At 72.6% G+C, this 17811-nt stretch carries 18 protein-coding genes; 13 read left to right on the top strand and 5 right to left on the bottom strand.

Translation table 11 applies throughout. The features are described from left to right. The first annotated feature begins 18 nt into the window (after window positions 1–18). The 6 genes from ACFYTE_RS18380 (at window position 19) to ACFYTE_RS18355 (ending at window position 6762) form a co-directional block, all read left to right on the top strand. Window positions 19–1197, top strand: a complete 1179-nt coding sequence (locus ACFYTE_RS18380) for an amidohydrolase family protein (protein ID WP_388710931.1) — start codon at window positions 19–21, stop codon at window positions 1195–1197. After that, window positions 1194–2636 (top strand): FadD3 family acyl-CoA ligase, encoded by a 1443-nt coding sequence (locus ACFYTE_RS18375; protein ID WP_388710929.1) that lies wholly within the window; start codon window positions 1194–1196, stop codon window positions 2634–2636. Before ACFYTE_RS18380 ends, ACFYTE_RS18375 begins: the two co-directional genes overlap by 4 nt. Window positions 2637–2764: 128 nt before the next feature. Next, the gene (locus ACFYTE_RS18370; RefSeq protein WP_388710926.1) at window positions 2765–4342 is read left to right on the top strand and encodes a methylmalonyl-CoA mutase family protein; all 1578 of its coding nucleotides are present in this window, start codon (window positions 2765–2767) and stop codon (window positions 4340–4342) included. After that, window positions 4342–4764, top strand: a complete 423-nt coding sequence (locus ACFYTE_RS18365; protein WP_388710923.1) for a cobalamin B12-binding domain-containing protein — start codon at window positions 4342–4344, stop codon at window positions 4762–4764. Before ACFYTE_RS18370 ends, ACFYTE_RS18365 begins: the two co-directional genes overlap by 1 nt. Window position 4765: 1 nt before the next feature. After that, on the top strand, window positions 4766–5722 hold the full coding sequence (locus ACFYTE_RS18360; protein WP_388710920.1) for a TIGR03564 family F420-dependent LLM class oxidoreductase: 957 nt from the start codon (window positions 4766–4768) through the stop codon (window positions 5720–5722). Next, window positions 5719–6762 carry a CaiB/BaiF CoA transferase family protein gene (locus tag ACFYTE_RS18355; protein ID WP_388710918.1) on the top strand — a complete coding sequence of 348 codons (1044 nt, stop codon included), beginning with the start codon at window positions 5719–5721 and terminating at the stop codon, window positions 6760–6762. The genes ACFYTE_RS18360 and ACFYTE_RS18355 overlap by 4 nt, the downstream gene beginning before the upstream one ends. 66 nt (window positions 6763–6828) lie before the next feature. Here the strand turns inward: ACFYTE_RS18355 and ACFYTE_RS18350 are convergent, their stop codons facing one another. Continuing rightward, window positions 6829–7596 (bottom strand): SDR family oxidoreductase, encoded by a 768-nt coding sequence (locus ACFYTE_RS18350; RefSeq protein ID WP_388710915.1) that lies wholly within the window; start codon window positions 7594–7596, stop codon window positions 6829–6831. A gap of 54 nt (window positions 7597–7650) precedes the next feature. Between ACFYTE_RS18350 and ACFYTE_RS18345 the strand changes: the two genes are divergently transcribed. Together ACFYTE_RS18345 and ACFYTE_RS18340 are read left to right on the top strand one after the other, a co-directional pair. Then, on the top strand, window positions 7651–9147 hold the full coding sequence (locus ACFYTE_RS18345; protein WP_388710912.1) for a class I adenylate-forming enzyme family protein: 1497 nt from the start codon (window positions 7651–7653) through the stop codon (window positions 9145–9147). Next, window positions 9140–10273: a thiolase family protein gene (locus ACFYTE_RS18340; RefSeq protein WP_388710909.1), complete on the top strand. Its 1134-nt coding sequence runs from the start codon at window positions 9140–9142 to the stop codon at window positions 10271–10273. Before ACFYTE_RS18345 ends, ACFYTE_RS18340 begins: the two co-directional genes overlap by 8 nt. Before the next feature lie 57 nt (window positions 10274–10330). Here the strand turns inward: ACFYTE_RS18340 and ACFYTE_RS18335 are convergent, their stop codons facing one another. The 4 genes from ACFYTE_RS18335 to ACFYTE_RS18320 are packed head-to-tail and all read right to left on the bottom strand — an operon-like array spanning window position 10331 to window position 13441. Beyond that, window positions 10331–11128, bottom strand: coding sequence for an acyl-CoA thioesterase (locus ACFYTE_RS18335; RefSeq protein ID WP_388710906.1), 798 nt, complete (start codon window positions 11126–11128; stop codon window positions 10331–10333). Window positions 11129–11138: 10 nt separating this feature from the next. Next, window positions 11139–11927, bottom strand: a complete 789-nt coding sequence (locus ACFYTE_RS18330) for an acyl-CoA dehydrogenase family protein (RefSeq protein ID WP_388710903.1) — start codon at window positions 11925–11927, stop codon at window positions 11139–11141. A 6-nt stretch (window positions 11928–11933) separates the two neighbouring features. Then, window positions 11934–13028, bottom strand: a complete 1095-nt coding sequence (locus ACFYTE_RS18325; RefSeq protein WP_388710900.1) for an acyl-CoA dehydrogenase family protein — start codon at window positions 13026–13028, stop codon at window positions 11934–11936. After that, the gene (locus ACFYTE_RS18320; RefSeq protein ID WP_388710897.1) at window positions 13025–13441 is read right to left on the bottom strand and encodes a nuclear transport factor 2 family protein; all 417 of its coding nucleotides are present in this window, start codon (window positions 13439–13441) and stop codon (window positions 13025–13027) included. Before ACFYTE_RS18320 ends, ACFYTE_RS18325 begins: the two co-directional genes overlap by 4 nt. Before the next feature lie 131 nt (window positions 13442–13572). Between ACFYTE_RS18320 and ACFYTE_RS18315 the strand changes: the two genes are divergently transcribed. The 5 genes from ACFYTE_RS18315 to ACFYTE_RS18295 are packed head-to-tail and all read left to right on the top strand — an operon-like array spanning window position 13573 to window position 17793. Further along, window positions 13573–15681: an ABC transporter permease gene (locus ACFYTE_RS18315; RefSeq protein WP_388710894.1), complete on the top strand. Its 2109-nt coding sequence runs from the start codon at window positions 13573–13575 to the stop codon at window positions 15679–15681. Continuing rightward, the gene (locus tag ACFYTE_RS18310) at window positions 15662–16372 is read left to right on the top strand and encodes an ABC transporter ATP-binding protein (RefSeq protein ID WP_388710891.1); all 711 of its coding nucleotides are present in this window, start codon (window positions 15662–15664) and stop codon (window positions 16370–16372) included. Before ACFYTE_RS18315 ends, ACFYTE_RS18310 begins: the two co-directional genes overlap by 20 nt. 2 nt (window positions 16373–16374) lie before the next feature. Continuing rightward, a complete protein-coding gene (locus ACFYTE_RS18305) occupies window positions 16375–17094 on the top strand; it encodes an ABC transporter ATP-binding protein (protein ID WP_388710888.1) in 720 nt (239 codons plus the stop codon). Then, on the top strand, window positions 17091–17510 hold the full coding sequence (locus ACFYTE_RS18300; protein WP_388710885.1) for a hypothetical protein: 420 nt from the start codon (window positions 17091–17093) through the stop codon (window positions 17508–17510). Before ACFYTE_RS18305 ends, ACFYTE_RS18300 begins: the two co-directional genes overlap by 4 nt. After that, window positions 17476–17793 carry a hypothetical protein gene (locus ACFYTE_RS18295; protein WP_388710883.1) on the top strand — a complete coding sequence of 106 codons (318 nt, stop codon included), beginning with the start codon at window positions 17476–17478 and terminating at the stop codon, window positions 17791–17793. The genes ACFYTE_RS18300 and ACFYTE_RS18295 overlap by 35 nt, the downstream gene beginning before the upstream one ends. The last annotated feature ends 18 nt before the right edge of the window (window positions 17794–17811 follow it).

Here is a 17811-nt window from a genome sequence, read left to right as displayed (position 1 = left end):
TAGCGAAGGAGGATCTATATGCCGTCTCGCGCGCTTACGTATCCGCTCTTCGACGCGGACAACCACCTCTACGAGACCAGGGAGGCGCTGACCAAGTACCTCCCGAAGGAGTACGACGGGGCCATCGAGTACGTGACGGTCCGCGACCGCACCAAGATCGCGATACGCGGACGGATCAGCGAGTACATCCCCAACCCCACCTTCGACGTGGTGGCCCGCCCCGGCGCCATGGAGGAGTACTTCAAGGTCGGCAACCCCGACGGCAAGACCCGCCGGGAGATCTTCGGCGAGCCGATGCACTCCATCCCCGCCTTCCGCGAGCCGGGCCCGCGCCTGGAGCTGATGGACCGGCTGGGGGTGCAGCGCAGCCTGATGTTCCCGACACTGGCGAGCCTCATCGAGGAACGCATGAAGGACGACCCGGAGCTGATCCACGCGGTCGTCCACTCCCTCAACCAGTGGCTGCACGAGACCTGGGGCTTCACCTACAAGGACCGCATCTTCACGGTCCCCGTCATCAGCCTCCCGATCGTCGAGCAGGCGGTCGACGAGCTGAACTGGGTGGTCGAACGAGGAGCGCGGGCCATCCTGGTCCGGCCCGCCCCCGTACCCGGCTACGGCGGCACCAGGTCCTTCGCGCTGCCGGAGTTCGACCCGTTCTGGCAGCGGGTCGTCCAGACCGGCGTCCTGGTCGCCCTGCACTCCTCCGACTCCGGTTACGCGAACTACGCCAACGACTGGGAGGGCAGGCGGCGCGAGTTCCTGCCGTTCAAGCCCAACGCCTTCCGTCAGGTCCACGAGTGGCGGCCCATCGAGGACGCGGTCACCTCCCTGATCTGCCACGGGGCGCTGTCCCGCTTCCCCGAGCTGAAGATCGCGGTCATCGAGAACGGCGCCTCCTGGGTGGAGCCGGTCCTCGGCCGGCTGGCCGACGTCCACAAGAAGATGCCGCACGAGTTCCAGGAGGACCCGGTCCAGGTCCTGCGGCGGAACATCCACATCAGCCCGTTCTGGGAGGAGGACATGGCCCGGCTCGGCGACCTCATCGGCATCGAGCGCGTCCTGTTCGGCTCCGACTACCCCCACCCGGAGGGTCTCGCCGACCCCGTCACCTACGTCGACCACCTCACGCGGCTCAGCGAGGAGGACAAGGCGAAGGTGATGGGCGGCAACCTGGCCCGGCTGATCGACGCATGACCCCCACCGGTCGCTGGCGCAGCATTCCGCACCTGGTCCGGGACGCGGCCGACCGGTTCGGCGACGCCGAGGCCGTGGTCGACGGCGATCTGCGACTGACCTTCACCGAGCTGGCCGACCGGGTCCGGCGCACCGCGGGAGCGTTCGCCTCGGCGGGCGTCGGCCCGGGGGACCGGGTCGCACTGTGGGCGCCGAACTCGGCCGAGTGGATCGTCGCCGCCTTCGGGCTGTTGACCGCCGGCGGGGTACTGGTTCCGGTGAACACCCGGTTCCGTGAGGAAGAGGCGCACGACATCGTCGTACGCAGCGGAGCAAAGGCGCTGCTCGTCCGGAACGGCTTCCTGGACCGGGAGTTCACCGCACCGCCCGGCGTGCCCGTCATCGACCTGGGCAAGGACGGGTTCCTCGCCTCCGGGAAGCCGCTGGAGCGTGAGGTGGGCGAGAACGACCTGGCCGACATCGTCTACACCTCCGGGACGACGGGCCGCCCCAAGGGCGTGATGACCACGCACGGGCAGACCCTCAGGCTGTACACGGAGTGGTGCGACCTGGCCCGGCTCCGGCAGGGCGACCGGTATCTGATGGTCAACCCGTTCTTCCACATCTTCGGCTACAAGGCGGGCCTTGTAGCCTCCCTGATCCGGGGCGCGACGGCGCTCCCGCTCGCGGTGTTCGACGTGGACCGCGTACTGGAACTGGTCGAGAAGGAACGGGTGACCGTCCTGCCGGGCCCCCCGACCCTCTACCACTGCCTGCTGGAGGCCGACGGCGGACGGGACCTGTCGTCGCTGCGGGTCGCGGTGACCGGCTCCGCCGACATCCCCGTGGAACTGGTACGCCGGATCACCACGGAACTGCCGTTCAGTCACCTGATGACCGGTTACGGCCTCACCGAGGCCGGCACCGTGACGGCGTCCCGGCCCGGTGACCCCTACGAAGCGGTGGCCACGACCGTCGGCCGGCCCTGCGAGGGCTTGGAGGTGCGTATCGCCGACGACCAGGAGGTCCTGGTACGGGGCTACTCCGTGATGCGCGGCTACCTCGACGATCCCGAGGCCACCGCCGAGGCCATCGACGCGGACGGCTGGCTGCACACCGGCGACCTCGGGGAACTGGACGCGGAAGGCCGGTTGAGGATCGTCGGCCGCAAGAAGGACATGTTCATCGTCGGGGGCTTCAACGCCTACCCTGCCGAGATCGAGGGCTTCCTGCTGAAGCACCCGGCCGTCGCCCAGGTCGCCGTCGTCGGCGTGCCCGACGCACGGATGGGCCAGGTCGGCAAGGCGTTCGTGGTGCGGCGAGGCGAGGTGACGGAGTCCGAGCTGATCGCGTGGGCCAAGGAACGGATGGCCGGGTTCAAGGTGCCCCGCCACGTCGAGTTCCGCGCCGGCCTGCCGCTCACCGCGACCGGCAAGGTGCTGAAGGACCGACTGCGCTGACCGGCCGCGGCCGGACGGCCGCACGGCTTCCTGAACGAACGCGGGGCCGACCTCGCCCCCGACACGGCCGACGACCTCGCGGGCGCAAGCCCGAGGCCGCCCCATCCATCCAAGGACGACGCCCCGCCATGACCGATGACCTCCGCACCGCCTCCGGACTACCGCTGAAGCCCGTCTACGGCCCCGCAGACCGCCCCGCGGACCCGCCACCTCCGGGCGTGTTCCCCTTCACCCGTGGCAACTTCCCCACGGGCTACCGGGGCCGCACCTGGACGCTGCGCCAGTACTCCGGCTTCGGCACCCCCGAGGCGTCCAACCGCCGCTACCGCTACCTCCTCGACCAGGGCGGCACCGGCCTGTCGGTCGCGCTCGACCTGCCCACGCAGTGCGGATACGACTCCGACGACCCGGAGTACGCCGACGAGGTCGGCCGCGTCGGCGTCGCCCTCGACACCCTCGCCGACGCCGAGATCCTCTTCGACTCCATCCCCCTGGACCTGATCAGCACCAGCTTCACCATCAACGGCACGGCCGCGATCCTGCTCGCCTTCTACGTCGCCGCCGCCGAGAGACGCGGCATCCCGCGCGCGAAACTGACCGGCACCATCCAGAACGACGTCCTCAAGGAGTACGCCTCCCGCGGCACCTGGATCTGGCCACCCGAGCCGTCCCTGCGTCTGATCGCGGACACCATCGAGTTCTGCGCCGCCGAGGTGCCCCGCTTCAACGCCATCTCCGTCGCCGGGGCGCACTTCCGGGACGCGGGCGCCAACGCCGTGCAGGAGATGGCGTTCACCCTGGCCGACGGGGTGACGTACTGCGAGACGGTCCTCGCACGCGGGCGTATGACCATCGATGAGTTCGCCTCGCAGATCTCCTTCTTCTTCTACACGCACGGCGATTTCTTCGAGGAGGTCGCCAAATACCGCGCCGGGCGCAGGCGCTGGGCCACCATCGTGCGCGAGCGGTTCGGCGCGACGACCGATCGGGCGAGCATGTTCCGCTTCGGCTGCGTGGCCGGCGGGGCCTCGCTGTACGCGCCGCAGGCCCGCAACAACACCGTCCGTGTCGCCTACGAGGCGCTCGCCTCCGTCCTCGGCGGTGTGCAGTCGATGTTCACCGCCGCCTGGGACGAACCGTTCGCGCTGCCCAGCGAGGAGTCGGCGACGCTCGCCCTGCGCACCCAGCAGATCCTCGCCCACGAGACGGGCGTGACCCGGGTCGCCGACCCGCTCGGCGGCTCGTACTTCGTGGAGGCGCTCACCGACGCCACCGAGGAGCGCATCGAGCGGATCATGGCCGACCTGGAGGCGCACGGCGGCATGGTCCGCTGCATCGAGGACGGCTACCTCCAGAGCCTCATCGCCGACGAGGCGTGGCGGCTGCACCAGGAGGTCGACAGCGGGCAGCGCCCGGTCGTCGGCGTCAACCGCTTCACCGCCGAGGAGCCCCCACCCGATCTCGCCACGTACGAACTCGACGCCGAGGGACGGGAGGGGCAGCTCAAGCGGCTCGCGCGGGTCAAGGCCGAACGCAGCGGCACCGATGTCCGCGCCCGCCTCGCCGACCTGAAACGAGCCGCCGAAGGAGACAGCAACCTCATGGCCCCCCTGATCGACTGCGCCACCGCCTACTGCACGGTGGGCGAGATCGCCGGCGCCCTGCGCGAGGTGTGGGGCGAGTTCCGGCAGCCGGTGGTGTTCTGATGACCTTGCCGGTACGGGTCCTCGTCGCCAAGCCCGGACTCGACGGGCACGACCGCGGGGCGAAACTCGTCGCGCGGGCACTGCGGGACGCCGGGTTCGAGGTGGTGTTCACCGGCATCCGCCGCCGCGTCGACGACATCGCCGCCACCGCCGTGCAGGAGGACGTCGCTTTGGTCGGGCTGTCCATCCTGTCCGGCGCCCATCTCGCGCTGACCCGCCGCACGGTGGACGCGCTGCGCGCGGCCGGCGCCGACGACATCCCCGTCGTGGTCGGCGGCACCATCCCGGCCGCGGACGTGGACCGGCTGTACGAGGCCGGGGCCGCCGCCGTGTTCCCCACGGGCACGGCACTGGACGCCATCGTCGCGGACATCCGGGCCCTGACCGCCGCTTCCCAGGCCCTATCGATCCCCGAGGACTGACATGCGAGTCGGAGTGATGAGCGGCCCCGAACGGGGCGATGCCGGGTACAAGGCGGACCGTATGGTCGACGACGCCCGCTGGGCGGAGGCGGCCGGATTCGACACCGTGTGGGTGCCACAGGTGCCCACCGACTTCGACGCGCTGACGGCCGTCACCCTGATGGGCCGGGCCACCTCGCGGATCGAACTGGGCACGGCGGTGGTGCCGGTGCACGCCCAGCACCCCGTCGCCCTCGCCCGTCAGGCGCTGTCCGCGCATGCGGCGGCCGGTGGACGTCTCGCCCTGGGCGTCGGCGCCTCCCACCACTGGATCGTGCGCGACATGCTCGGCATCGCCTACGCGAAGCCGGCCGCGTACACCCGCGCCTACCTGGAGGTCCTGAACACCGCGGTCGGCGGCGCGGCGTCGGTGGACGTCGAGAACGACGTTTTCCGCGTCCACAACCCGCTCACCCTCGGCCCGGTCTCGCCGCTGCCGGTCCTGCTGGCCGCACTCGGCCCGGTGATGCTGCGCACGGCGGGCGCGCTGACCGACGGGACCGTGCTGTGGATGGCGGACGAACGGGCGGTCGCCGAACACGTCGTCCCGACGATCACCAAGGCGGCGCGGGAGGCGGGCCGCGCGGCACCGCGCATCGTGGCCGGCATCCCGGTGTGTCTGTGCGGCCCTCACGAGGTGGACGCCGCCCGCGAGCGCGCCAACCGCATCCTCGGCGAGGCCGAGGTGTCGCCCAACTACCAGCGCCTGCTGGAGTACGGCGACGCCCGCGACGTCGGCGACCTGTGCGCGGCCGGCGACGAGGCCGCCATCCGGGCCCGCTTCGAGCGGTTCGCGGACGCCGGGGTGACCGACCTGTCCGTCCGCCTGCTGCCCATCGGCGGCGGACGGGAGGAACTGGTGGCCTCCAAGCTGCGCACTCGCGACGCGGTGGCGGCGATCGCCGCGGACCTCCGGTGAGCGAGCCAGGCCCCCTGGCGGGGCTGCGCGTCCTGGAAGTCGGGCACATTCTGGCCGGCCCCTACGCCTCGATGCTGCTGGCCGACCTCGGCGCGCAGGTCACCAAGATCGAACCGCCCGGCGGGGACCTGTCACGCCAGGTCTCGGACGCCTACTTCGCCAGCCTCAACCGGGGCAAGCGGTCCATCCGCCTGGACCTGGGCACCCCGGAGGGCCAGGGACGGCTGCACGAACTCGTCCGGGATGCCGACGCACTCCTGGCCAATCTCAAACCGTCCGCCGTCCACCGCTACGGCCTCACCTACAAGGCGCTCAGAGCCTGGAACGAGCGACTGGTGTGCGTGGCCCTGACCGGCTGGGGCATGGACGCGGGCGACCGGCCCGCCTTCGACTACGTCGTGCAGGCCGCCACCGGGATCGCCGCGCTCACCGGCGCATCCGACGGCCCGCCCCAGCTGCCCGGCTACTCCTCCGCCGACAACTCGGCCGGGTTCGCCGCCGCGCTCGGCCTGCTGGCGCAGGTGGTCTCCGGGCGGGGCGGGCAGATCGACGTCTCCCTGCGGGACGTGATGCTCTCGCAGCTCAACTACCACGCCTCCGCCTGGCTGAACGAGGGCACCGCCCCGCGGCGCCTCGGCGGCGCCCACGCCTACTACGTGCCCGCCCAGCTCTTCCCGACCGCCGAGGGCCACCTGGCCCTGTTCATCACCCATGACGGCTTCTGGCGTGCGTTCGCCGCCGAGGCGGGCATCGACGGCTTCACCACGATGCCCGAGCGGGCGGCCCGTCGCCACGAGGTCGTCGCCGCCGTGACGAAGGCCCTCGCCGCGGACACGGCGACGGGCTGGGAGGCCCGGCTGCGGCCCCTGCTCGTGCCCGCCGCCGCCGTACGCGCCTTGCCCGAGGCCCTCGCCGACGCGCCCGACGCGGTGGTGGAGGCGGGCGGTCACCGGATGGTCGGCAGTCCGTTCCGGGTCACCGGATACGAGCCGGAGTACGGTCCGCCGCCGCGGCTCGGCGAACACGGCGACCACGTCTGACGGGGCGACGGCCGCGCCGATCGCGAGGCCCTTCCGTCACGTACCGGCCCCGACTTCACCCGGCCGCTACTTCGGGGGGAAGCGCAACGCCCCGTCCAGCCGCACCACTTCCCCGTTGAGGTAGTCGTTCTCGCACAGATGCTGCACCAGCGCGGCGTACTCGTCGGGGCGCCCCATCCGCCGCGGGTGCGGCACCTGGGGGCCCCAGTACGCCTCCAGCCGGTCCCCGGCCTTCCCGTACGCCGGTGTCAGGACCGTGCCCGGGGCGACGGTGACCACGCGTATGCCGAGCGGTGACAGATCACGGGCCGCGACCAGGGTCATCGCCGAGACACCGCCCTTCGCCGCCGCGTACGGCAGTTGGCCGATCTGCCCTTCGTACGCCGCGATGGACGAGGTGGTGACGACGACCCCGCGTCCGCCGTCCCCGTCGACGGGCTCCGTGCGGCCGATGGCCGCGGCGGCCAGTCGCAGCACGTTGAAGACTCCGGTCAGATAGATGTCGATGGTCGTGCGGAAACCGTCCAGTGCCAGGGCAGCGCCGTCCTTGCCGACGAGCCGCCCGCCGCTCGCGGGCCCTCCGTGACAGTCCACCGCGATCCGGAAGGCGCCCGCCCGTTCGGCCTCGTCGACCGCGGCCCGGACGGAGTCCTCGTCGGTGGCATCGGTGCGGACGTAGCGCACCCCCAGCTCCGCCTCCAGGGCCTTGCCCTTGTCGTCGGCGAGGTCGGCGACCACGACCCGGGCACCCGCCGCGGCGAGCCGCCGGACCGTGGCCTCGCCCAGTCCGCCGGCGCCGCCCACCACCAGGGCCGCGCAACCATCGATGCGCATCGTCGTTCCCCTCTCTTGCGAGTAAGGATCTGAGTGTAGGAGAATGGCATTCTCATGAACATAGCCGTGATCCTGGAAATGGCCGCTTCGGCTCACGACCGGCCGGCCGTCACCGAAGGCGGCCGTACGCTCTTGGCCGCCGAACTCCAGCACCTCGCGCGTCACGCCGCCGACCGCTTCCGCGGCCGTTCCGTCGTCCTCTACCTGGGGCCGAACCATCCGGCCTACCCAGTCGCCCTGTTCGGCGCGGCACTCGCCGGTATCCCCTTCGTCCCTCTCAACTACCGGCTCGGCGAGGACCAGTTGAGCGCACTGATCGCCCGGCACCCCGGAGCCGCGGTGCTGCGCCCGGACGATCTCCACGGGCTGCTCACCGCGAGAGGGGAAGCCGCGTGGCAGCCCGTGCCGCAGGACCAGGAGGCCGTCGCGGTCGTCCTCTACACCAGCGGCACCACCGCCGCCCCCAAGGCCGCCCTGCTCCGCCACCGCCACCTGCTCGCCTACGTCTTCACCACCCAGGACTTCGGGTCGGCGCAACCGAGCGACGCGAGCCTGGTGGCGCTTCCGCCGTACCACGTCGCCGGGCTGATGAACCTGCTCACGAACCTGTATGCCGGCCGCCGCGTCGTCTACCAGAGCACCTTCGCACCGGCCGACTGGCTGGCGACGGTGCGCCGCGAGGGCGTCACCCACGCCATGGTGGTACCGACCATGCTGGCACGTGTGACCGCCGTGCTGGGTGACGCGCAGGCGGACGTACCGACGCTGCGCAACCTCGCCTACGGTGGCGCGCGCTGCCCGCTCCCGGTGGTGGAGCGCGCCCTGCGGCAGTTCCCGGACACCGGCTTCGTCAACGCCTACGGGCTGACCGAGACCGCCTCCTCCGTCTGCGTGCTCGGCCCCGACGACCACCGGCGGGCCGCCGCGTCCGAAGAGCCGGCGGTGCGTGCGCGGCTGGGCTCGGTGGGCCGCCCGCTGCCCGGCGTCGAGGTCGAGATCCGCGACGAGGACGGCAAGGTGCTCGGCTCCGGGGAGAGGGGCCTCGTCTTCGTGCGCGGCGCGCAGATCTCGGGCGAGTACGAGGGCGCGGGTGACGTCGGCGGCGGGGACGGATGGTTCGCCACCCGTGACCGGGGCCGCCTGGACGAGGACGGCTACCTGTTCCTCGACGGCCGCGCCGACGACACGATCATCCGGGGCGGCGAGAACATCGCGCCCGCCGAGATCGAGGACGTCCTGCTCCGGCACCCGGGCGTCGAAGAGGCCGCCGTGCTCGGGCTGCCCGACCCGGAGTGGGGGCAGCGGCTGGTCGCCGTGCTGGTGGGCGCCGGGAACCCGGACGAGATCCGCGCCTTCGCCAAACGGCGCCTGCGTTCCTCGAAGACCCCGGACACCGTAGTCTTCCGCCCCGAACTGCCCCGCACCCCCACGGGAAAGCTCTTGCGCCGCACACTCGTGGCCGAACTGGCCGAACTGGCCGAAGCCGCCATGCCGGCCGAACCGGCCGGACCCGTCGGCCCGGCCGAACCGGAGGAGACCGCCGATGTCTGAAGCCGTGCTCGTCGCCGCCCTGCGCACCCCCATCGGCACCGCGTTCAAAGGAAGCCTGCGCGAGACCACCGCCCACGAACTGGCCGACCACATCGTCACCGCGGTCGCGGACGGACTCGACCCCGGCCTCGTGGACGACGTGGTCCTCGCCGAGTCCCACTACGGCGGCGGAGTCGTCGCCCGGCACGCCGCGTTGACCGCCGGACTGCCACAGGTGCCAGGACTCGCCCTGAACCGGCACTGCGCGGCCGGCCTGGCGGCGGTGCAGACCGCCGCCGCCACGGTCCGGGCCGGCATGGACCGGCTGGTGCTCGCCGGCGGCGTCAACTCCGCGTCCACCGCACCGAAACTGTCCTTCCAGGGCGTCGACGGTCCTTGGGTACCGCCGTCCCACCCGGATCGCGCCGACGCGCCCAACCTCGACATGTCGATCACCGTGGGCTGGAACACCGCGGTGCGTGCCGGGATCACCCGCGAGGAGATGGACGCCTGGGCGCTGCGTTCGCACCGCAACGCCGTCCGCGCGCTCGACGAAGGACGCTTCAAGGACGAGACCGTGCCCGTCGACACCCCGTACGGACCCTTCGAGGCCGACGAGCACCCGCGCCGCGACACCAGCGCGGAACGCCTCGCCGCGCTCAAGCCGCTGCACCCGGAGATCGAGGGTTTCTCCATCACCGCCGGCAACGCCTGCGGCGCCAACGACGCGGCGGCCGCGGTCGCGGTGGCGGACGAACGTCTCGGCCTGCCCGCCCTGGCCACCGTACGGTCCTGGGCCTCGGTCGCCGTCGACCCCGCCGAGACCGGCCTGACCCCGGTCCAGGCCATCCCCAAGGCCCTGCACCGGGCCGGTCTGACGGTGTCCGACGTCGACCTCTTCGAGATCAACGAGGCGTTCGCGTCGGTGGCCGTCGCCGCCGTCCGCCGTCTCGGCCTGGACCCGGACACCGTGAACGTCAACGGCAGCGGCTGCTCCCTCGGCCACCCGGTCGCGGCGACCGGCACCCGCATGATCGTCACCCTGGTCCACGAACTGCGCCGCAGGGGCGGGGGAGTGGGTGTCGCCGCCATGTGCGCGGGCGGCGGCATGGGGTCGGCGCTGGTGCTTGAGGTGCCCGCGCCCTGACCGTACCCACGCGGGAGCCCCGGGCCGGAGCAGGAGGCCCGGGGCTCCCGGTGGCGCTCAGACGAACCGCAGCAACGCCTCCTGGGCGAAGGACGCGAGCAGTTCGCCCTCCTCGGTGAGTACGTCCCCGCGCCCGAAGCACCGGCCGTGCGCGGCCAGCGGACTGTGCTGGCGCAGCAGCAGCCACCGACCGGTGGCGAACGGCCGGTGGAACCACACCGTGTGCGCGGTGACGGCCGACACGAACACCGTGCCCGCGTCCGCCTGTGTCACCCCCGCTACCGGCCGCAGGGCGGTACCGATCGGTGTCAGATCGGTGGCGTACGACAGGAGGGCGGGCGCGGCGGCCCGGGGCGCCGCGGGGATGCGGGTCCACAGCTCGTGGACGGCCGGCTCGGCCTTCTCGGTGTCGAGGTCGCTCGCCGCCCGGGACTCCCACGGCAGCAGCGCGAGGTCCACCCGGCGCTCCGGGCCGGGAAGGGCCGCGGGCGTGCCGGCCGTCTGGCGGTCCGGTCCCTCCTCCCATGTGTGCAGGCCGGCATTCGCCACGGCGATCACCCCGTGCTGCTGCCGAGCGGTGAGCCGTACGGTCGCGAACGTGCGGCCCTGCTGCGGCACCTCGGCCTCGTAGCGCACCGGTTCCCCGGTGCGGCCCTCGCGCAGGAACTGGGCGTGCAGGGACTTGAGTTCCTTGCCGGTCACGGACCGGGAGGCCGCGCCGGCGAACTGGGCCAGGAGCTGTCCACCGAACAGGCGGCGGTACTCCAGCCGCTGGGAGCGGCCCTCGAAGACGTGCTCGTCCACGGCCGTCAGATCGAGGCAGTCGAGCAGATCGTTCCAGAGGTCGATGGTCACGCGGCTCTCCTCACAGGTCGACGAGACGCGGCGTCCGGCCCTCGCGCAGCAGCAGCGTGCCCGCCTCACGCGTCAGGTCGCGGGCGGAGCCGAGCAGTCCGTCGAGGACCAGGGCGCGTTTGACGTGCCGGTGCAGATCGTGTTCGGCGGTGAAGCCGATCCCGCCGAGCGCCTGCCCGCAGTGGCGGGCGGCGGTGAGGGCGGCCCGGCCGGCGGCGGCCTTGGCCAGCAGGGCGGAGGTGTGGTCGTCCCCGGGGGCCGTCAGGGCCGCCTCTGCGCCTTCCAGGGCGGTGTACGTCTCGGCCAGCCGGTGCCGCAGTGCCTGGAAGGAGGCGAGCGGGCGGCCGAACTGGTGCCGGTCCAGGACATGCCGGCGGGCCAGCGCGAGCATCGCCCGCCCGGTTCCGAGCAGCCACCAGCCGAGCGCCCGGCGTCCGTCGGCCAGGGGCACGGGACCGCCCGCCCCCACGCGCCGCAACGGCAGTGCGGGGTCGAGGGCACAGCCGTCCGTGCTGTCGTCCCGTGCCCACTCCAGCCATGTCCCGCCGGTGTACGGCAACGCGAGCGTCCGGCCGTGCGGGCTCCCCGCCTCCCGCAGGACCACGTCGTTGAGGACCGACGCGTGCGCTCCCGTCTCCCCGAGCAGACGGAACACCAGCGGGATCGCCGTGCCGGGCTCCTCGGTCAGCATCTGTGCCCAGCCGAGACCGGCGAGCGAGGCGTCCACGGCTGTGCCCGAGGCGGCCGTCATCGTCTTGCGCAGGACCTGCTCCAGCAGGTCGCGCTCGTCGGCGTCCACGCGCGCTCACTCCTTCCCGAGGTCCAGCAGGCGGCGGGCGACGATGTTGCGCTGGATCTCCGCGGTGCCGCCGTAGATGGTCGCCGCACGCGAGTAGAGGTACTCGGTGCGCCATGCGCCCGCGTCCGTCAGCTCGACGGTCCCGGGCAGCAGGTCGCGCGCGGTGTCGTACAGCCGCTGTTCGGCGGTGGCGAGGAGGATCTTGTCCACGGATGTCTCCGGCCCCAGCCGGCCGTCCTCGGCCAGCGTCCGCTGGGTGAGCGCGGACCGGCAGCGCGCGGTGTGCAGGTCGAGCCAGGCGGCGCCGAGGGAGTCGGCGTCCGGCTCGCAGCCGTCGGCCAGCAGCCGGTCGAGCCGGCTGTGCAGATGCGCGATCCGGTGCCAGAAGCAGGTGGACCGCTCGTGCGGCAGCAGGTCCATGGCCAGCCGCCAGCCGTCGCCCGGCGCGCCGAGCAGGCGCTCACCCGGGACACGTACGTCGTCGAGGAAGACCTCGGTGAACTCGTCGACGCCGTGCAGGGTGCGCAGCGGACGGACACAGATGCCGGGGGTGTCCATGTCGAGCAGGAACGCGCTGATGCCGGCGTGGCCGGGATCGCCGGTGCGGGCCAGCAGGACACAGCGGGCCGCGTACTGGGCGAGACTCGTCCACACCTTCTGCCCGGACACCACCCAGTCGTCCCCGTCGCGCACCGCGCGGGTGGACAGGGAGGCCAGGTCACTGCCCGAGCCGGGTTCGGAGAAACCCTGGCACCACTGCTCCCGGCCGCTCAGCAGCCGGGGCACCATCTCGGCGGCCAGCGCGGGCGGCGCGTAGTCGATCAGGGTGGGCACCAGGACCTCGACCATCGACCAGATGCCGGGCTCGGCCAGGCCACGGGAGGCGACCTCCTCGCCGAGCACCGCCCGCAGGACGCTCGGCCCGCCGAGTCCTGTGACCTCGGGCGGCCAGCCGTGCCGCATCCACCCCGCCTCCCACAGTGACCGGCGCACCCGAGCGAGCTGGGCCACCTGGGCGTCGAGGCCGTGATCGTCGCCGGGTGACAGGTCATGGGTGTCGAGCCAGTCCCTCAACTCCCGCCTGAAGTCGGCGACTTTCATGAACGCGAGCGTTCGAAGGCATGCGGGCGGCCGGAGTCGTGGTCGCCGTTGCGACGGATGAAGGTCATGGCGCGGGTGCGCAGCCGCCACCCCTCGGCCGTCCGTACATAGGTGTCGTTGTAGTAGCCGATGCGCATCGCGTGCTCGGAGTGCTCCACGAAGCACAGCGGCTGTGTACCGGTGGCCGCGTCGCCGTCCAGTTCGATCACCGGCGTGCCCACCAGGAACAGGCCCTTGGGCGCCGCGGAGATGAGCGCGGGGAACTCGTCGAGCGGGTAGGTGTCCCCGAACGCGCTGTAGCCGCCGTCAGCGGTGAACACGCCGAGCACCCTGTCCACCTCGCCACGGGTCATGGCGACCGCGTAACGGGCGAGTAGCTGCTCGATCTCCACCAGGTCGTCGGTAGGGCTCAAGGGACCGCCTCTCTCGTCGTCCGCCCTCGTTGCCCGTTCTCGTCGTGCGCACGGACGAGAACGGGATTCTCGTCGATGAGTATCGTGTACGAATGGTTGATTCTCCAATACCGAGAAGCTAGTTTCCACACATGGATCAGTTCCTGGCCTTCACGGTGGTGGGCCTGAGCACCGCCGCGATCTACGCCGTGATCGGCAGCGGCCTGGTACTCACCCACACCACGGCAGGTGTCTTCAACTTCGCCCACGGCGCGGCCGGCATGCTCGCGGCCTTCTCCTACTGGCAGCTCGCCGTCGGCTGGGGGTGGCCGGTTCCGCTCGCCCTCGCCACCGTGCTGCTCGTCCTCGCGCCCGCCTTCGGCCTGTTCGTGGAACGGGTGCTGATGCGCCCCGTCCAGATGCTCGGCGAGGCCGAACGCCTCGTGATGACGGTCGCCCTGCTCACCGGATGCATCGCCCTGGCCCGATGGGTCTGGGACCCCAACACCGCCCGGCCGCTGTCCCCGTTCTTCGCCGACCGCTCCGCGCTCCGCCTGGGCCCGGCCTCCGTCACCTGGCACCAGGCCGTCACCATGGCCGTCGCGGTCGCCGTCGCCGCGGTGCTGTGGGTGCTGCTCCACCGCACCCGGGCCGGTACGGAGATGCGCGCCTCGGTCGACGACCGCGCCCTCGCCGGGCTCACCGGCGCCGACCCGCTGCGGGCCGGCCGCCTCGCCTGGGTCCTCGGTATCCAACTCGCCGCCGTCGGCGGCATCCTCATCGCCCCCACCGTCGCGCTCGACGCCCAGCAGCTCTCCCTGCTCATCGTCAGCGCCTACACCGCCGCCGTCTTCGGCAGGCTGCGAAGCCTCCCCCTCACCTTCCTCGGCGCGGTCGTCGTCGGCCTGCTGGAGGCCTACCTCGCCGGTTACCTGCCGCAGAACGACTACCTGCCGGGCCTGCGCCTCGCCGCCCCCGCCCTGCTCCTCCTCCTCGCCCTGCTCGCCTTCCCGCACCGCCGGCTGCGCGGACGCGACCGGCGGCTGGTCCGTGTCCCGCTGCCCACCGCGCGCGGCAGCCTCGTCTTCGCGGGCAGCGTCCTGCTCCTCGCGCTGGTTCTGGTCAGCGTCCTCGCCGAAGACGCGGTGATCTCCTACGGCACGGTCTTCTCCCTGGGCGTCATCGCCCTGTCCTACGTGCCGCTGGCCGGGTACACCGGGCAGATCTCGCTGTGCCAGCTGTCCATCGCCGGGATCGGCGCGGTCGTGTGGGGCCACCTCGGCGCGCACGGCGAACTGTGGGCGCTGCCCGCCGCCGTGCTGATCGCGGCGGCCGTCGGGGCGGTCGTGGCCCTGCCCGCCCTGCGCCTGTCCGGCATCTACCTGGCCCTCGGCACCGCCGCGTTCGCGGTGATCCTCGACCGCTGGATCTTCACCCTCCCCGCCTTCGACGTGCTCGGTGTGCGCATATCCCTGTTCGACCAGGGCTCCGTTGCGGTCACGGGCCCGAACCTGTTCGGCCTGCACCTCACCTCCCCCACCCGACTGCTGCTCCTCGCCGCCGTCCTCCTCGCTCTGGCCTCGCTCGCCGTGGCCGCGCTGCGCCGGGGCCGCTTCGGCCGCCGGCTGATCGCCCTGCGCGACAGCGAGGCCGCCTTCGCCACCCTCGGCGGGCGCCTGCTCGGAGCCAAGATCGCGGTCTTCGCGCTGTCGGCCGGCCTCGCGGGCCTCGGCGGCGCCCTGTACGGCATGCAGCTCCAGACCGTCACCGCCGAGCAGTTCAACCTCGTCGCCGGACTGCCGCTCTTCCTCATCGCGGTCGTCGGAGGACTCGGCGCCGTCGGCACCGGCCTGTTCGCGGGAGTCGCCTTCGTCGTCCCCACCCAACTCCTCGCGGACCTCGGCTCCTGGGCACACGACCTGTCCGCGCTCCTCATCGCCCTCGCCGGCATGGGCCTCGCCCACAGTCCGGCCGGAGTCGTGCCCCGCCTGCATGCCGAGTGGCAGCGGCTCGTCCGCGAGCGCACCCTGCTCCCCGTCCTGCTCGGCGTGCTCGCCCTGTGCTGGCTGCTCGCCGCCACCGGCGCGGTCAGCGGCGGCCTGGCGCTCGTCGCGGCCCTCGCCGCCGCCCTCGTGTGCAACGCCCGCGCGTCCAGGCGCCGGGAGACGGACCGCGACGTTCCGGTGGAGTGGTGGGGCGTCCGCCGTCCCTGGCGGCCCGAGGACGGGGAGGTGCTGAACCGTGCCACTGCTGCGCGCTGAGGAGGTGAGCGTCTCCTTCGGGGGCCGCCGCGCCCTGGACACGGTGTCCCTGGCCGCGGAGGCCGGCCGCGTCACCGGACTCATCGGACCGAACGGAGCGGGGAAGAGCACCCTGTTCGACGTCGTCTCCGGGCTGCGCCGGCCACGGACCGGCCGGGTCCTGCTCGACGACCATGACGTCACCCGCGAGGGCCCGGCCCGCCGGGCCCGGCGCGGCCTGTCCCGCACCTTCCAGCACCTGGAGCTGTTCGGCCGCCTCACCGTCCGCGACAACCTGATGGTCGCCGCCGAACTCGGCCCGAGGCGACGGCACGCGGCCGTCACGACGGACCGGGTACTGGCCCGCCTCGAACTGACGGACCTGGCCGACGCGCCCGCCGACGCCCTGCCCACCGGCGCGGCCCGGCTCGTGGAGGTCGCCCGCGCGCTCGTCCTGCAACCGAGGGTCCTCCTCCTGGACGAACCCGCCGCCGGGCAGGACGCGGAGGAGACCGCGCGCTTCGCCGGCCTGCTGCGCTCCCTCGCCGACGAGGGCACCGCCGTCCTCCTCGTCGAACACGACATGAGCCTGGTGATGACCGTCTGCGACGAGGTCCACGTCCTCGCTCTGGGCGCCGTCGTCGCCAGCGGGCCGCCCGAGCGGATCCGCCACGACGAGACCGTACTCGCGGCCTATCTGGGGGAGGAGTGACCATGGGCGCCGACGGAGAACCGCTCCTCGAACTGAGCGGCGTACGCGCCGCGTACGACGGCATCACCGTGCTGCACGGTGTGGACCTGGCCGTCGACGCCGGCCGGGTCGTGGCCCTGCTGGGCCCCAACGGCACGGGCAAGACCACGACGTTGAAGGTCGCCGCCGGAGCCCACCCGCCCAGCGGCGGCCGGCTCCTCCTCGGCGGCCGGGACGTCACCGGCGCCCGCGCCGGGAACCTCGCCCGCGCCGGGGTGTGCCTCATCCCCGAAGGACGGGGAATCTTTCCCAATCTCTCGGTGCGCGACAACCTCTGGATGATGACCTTCACCGGACGCACCCGGGCAGAGATCGAGGACACCGCCTACGCCCGCTTCCCCGTTCTCGCCGACCGGCGCACACAGGCCGCCGGCACCCTCTCCGGCGGCGAGCAGCAGATGCTCGCCCTCGCCCGCGGACTCACCACCGACCCCGCCGTCCTGCTGCTTGACGAACTCTCCATGGGCCTGGCCCCGCTGGTCGTGGCACATCTGTACGAGCGGGTCGCGGACATCGCCCGCGAGGGCGTCGCGGTCCTGGTCGTCGAGCAGTTCGCCACCGCCGTACTGAAGATCGCCGACCACGCCGCCGTCCTCGTCCGCGGCCGCATCCCCTGGCAGGGACGCCCCGACGACTCCCTGCACGCCGAACTCTCCTCCTACTACCTGGGGAGCGCCCCATGACGTCCAGCCCCGCCCCGGAGCCACGCGCGGAGCGGTTCGCTCGCGAACTGGCCGAGCTGAAGATCCCGGATCCCGCGGCCGCGCGTGCCGCGCTGTGGCTCCGCATCGGCCAACTGCTGATGGCCGTAGGACTCGTGCTCGGCGCGATCGCCTTCCCCCTCGCCCACGGCACGGACGACTCCCTCGCCCAGGGCGACGCCCTCGCCCTCGGCCTGGGCGGCATCGCCGCCGCGGTGGTGGGGGCGGCCCTCTTCCTGCGCTACTCGCTCACCGGCTTCCTGCGTTTCTGGCTGGCCCGCCGCTCCTACGACCTGGAACTGCTGGGGGAGCGGCTGACCACGACGCCCCCGACGACTCCTCTCACGGAAGGAGAGCAGCACCATGGTGTCCCCCACACCGACCCCGCGCCCCGGTGACCAGTTGGCCTCGGCCACCGACACGACACGGGTGATCGTCATCCGGGCCCCGCAGCAGGCGGCAGGACCGATCGAGTGCGGCGGCCGCCCGATGGTCCCCGCAACCCAGGCCCCCGCCCCGGCCCCGGCCGGCGACCCGCCGGGCACCCTCATCGGCAAACGGTACGTCGACGCCGCCGACACCATCGAACTCCTCTGCACCGCGTCCGGCTCCGGCCCTCTCGCCTACGCAGGCGAACCACTGACCATCAAGGCGCCCAAGGCGCTGCCCGCCTCCGACTGATCCGAGACCGAGCCCCGA

The sequence above is a fragment of the Streptomyces sp. NPDC004629 genome, from assembly GCF_042873595.1.
GTDB lineage: Bacteria > Actinomycetota > Actinomycetes > Streptomycetales > Streptomycetaceae > Streptomyces.
The sequence above is the reverse complement of the archived record's forward strand: the minus strand, read 5'-3'. Positions and strand labels throughout refer to the sequence as shown.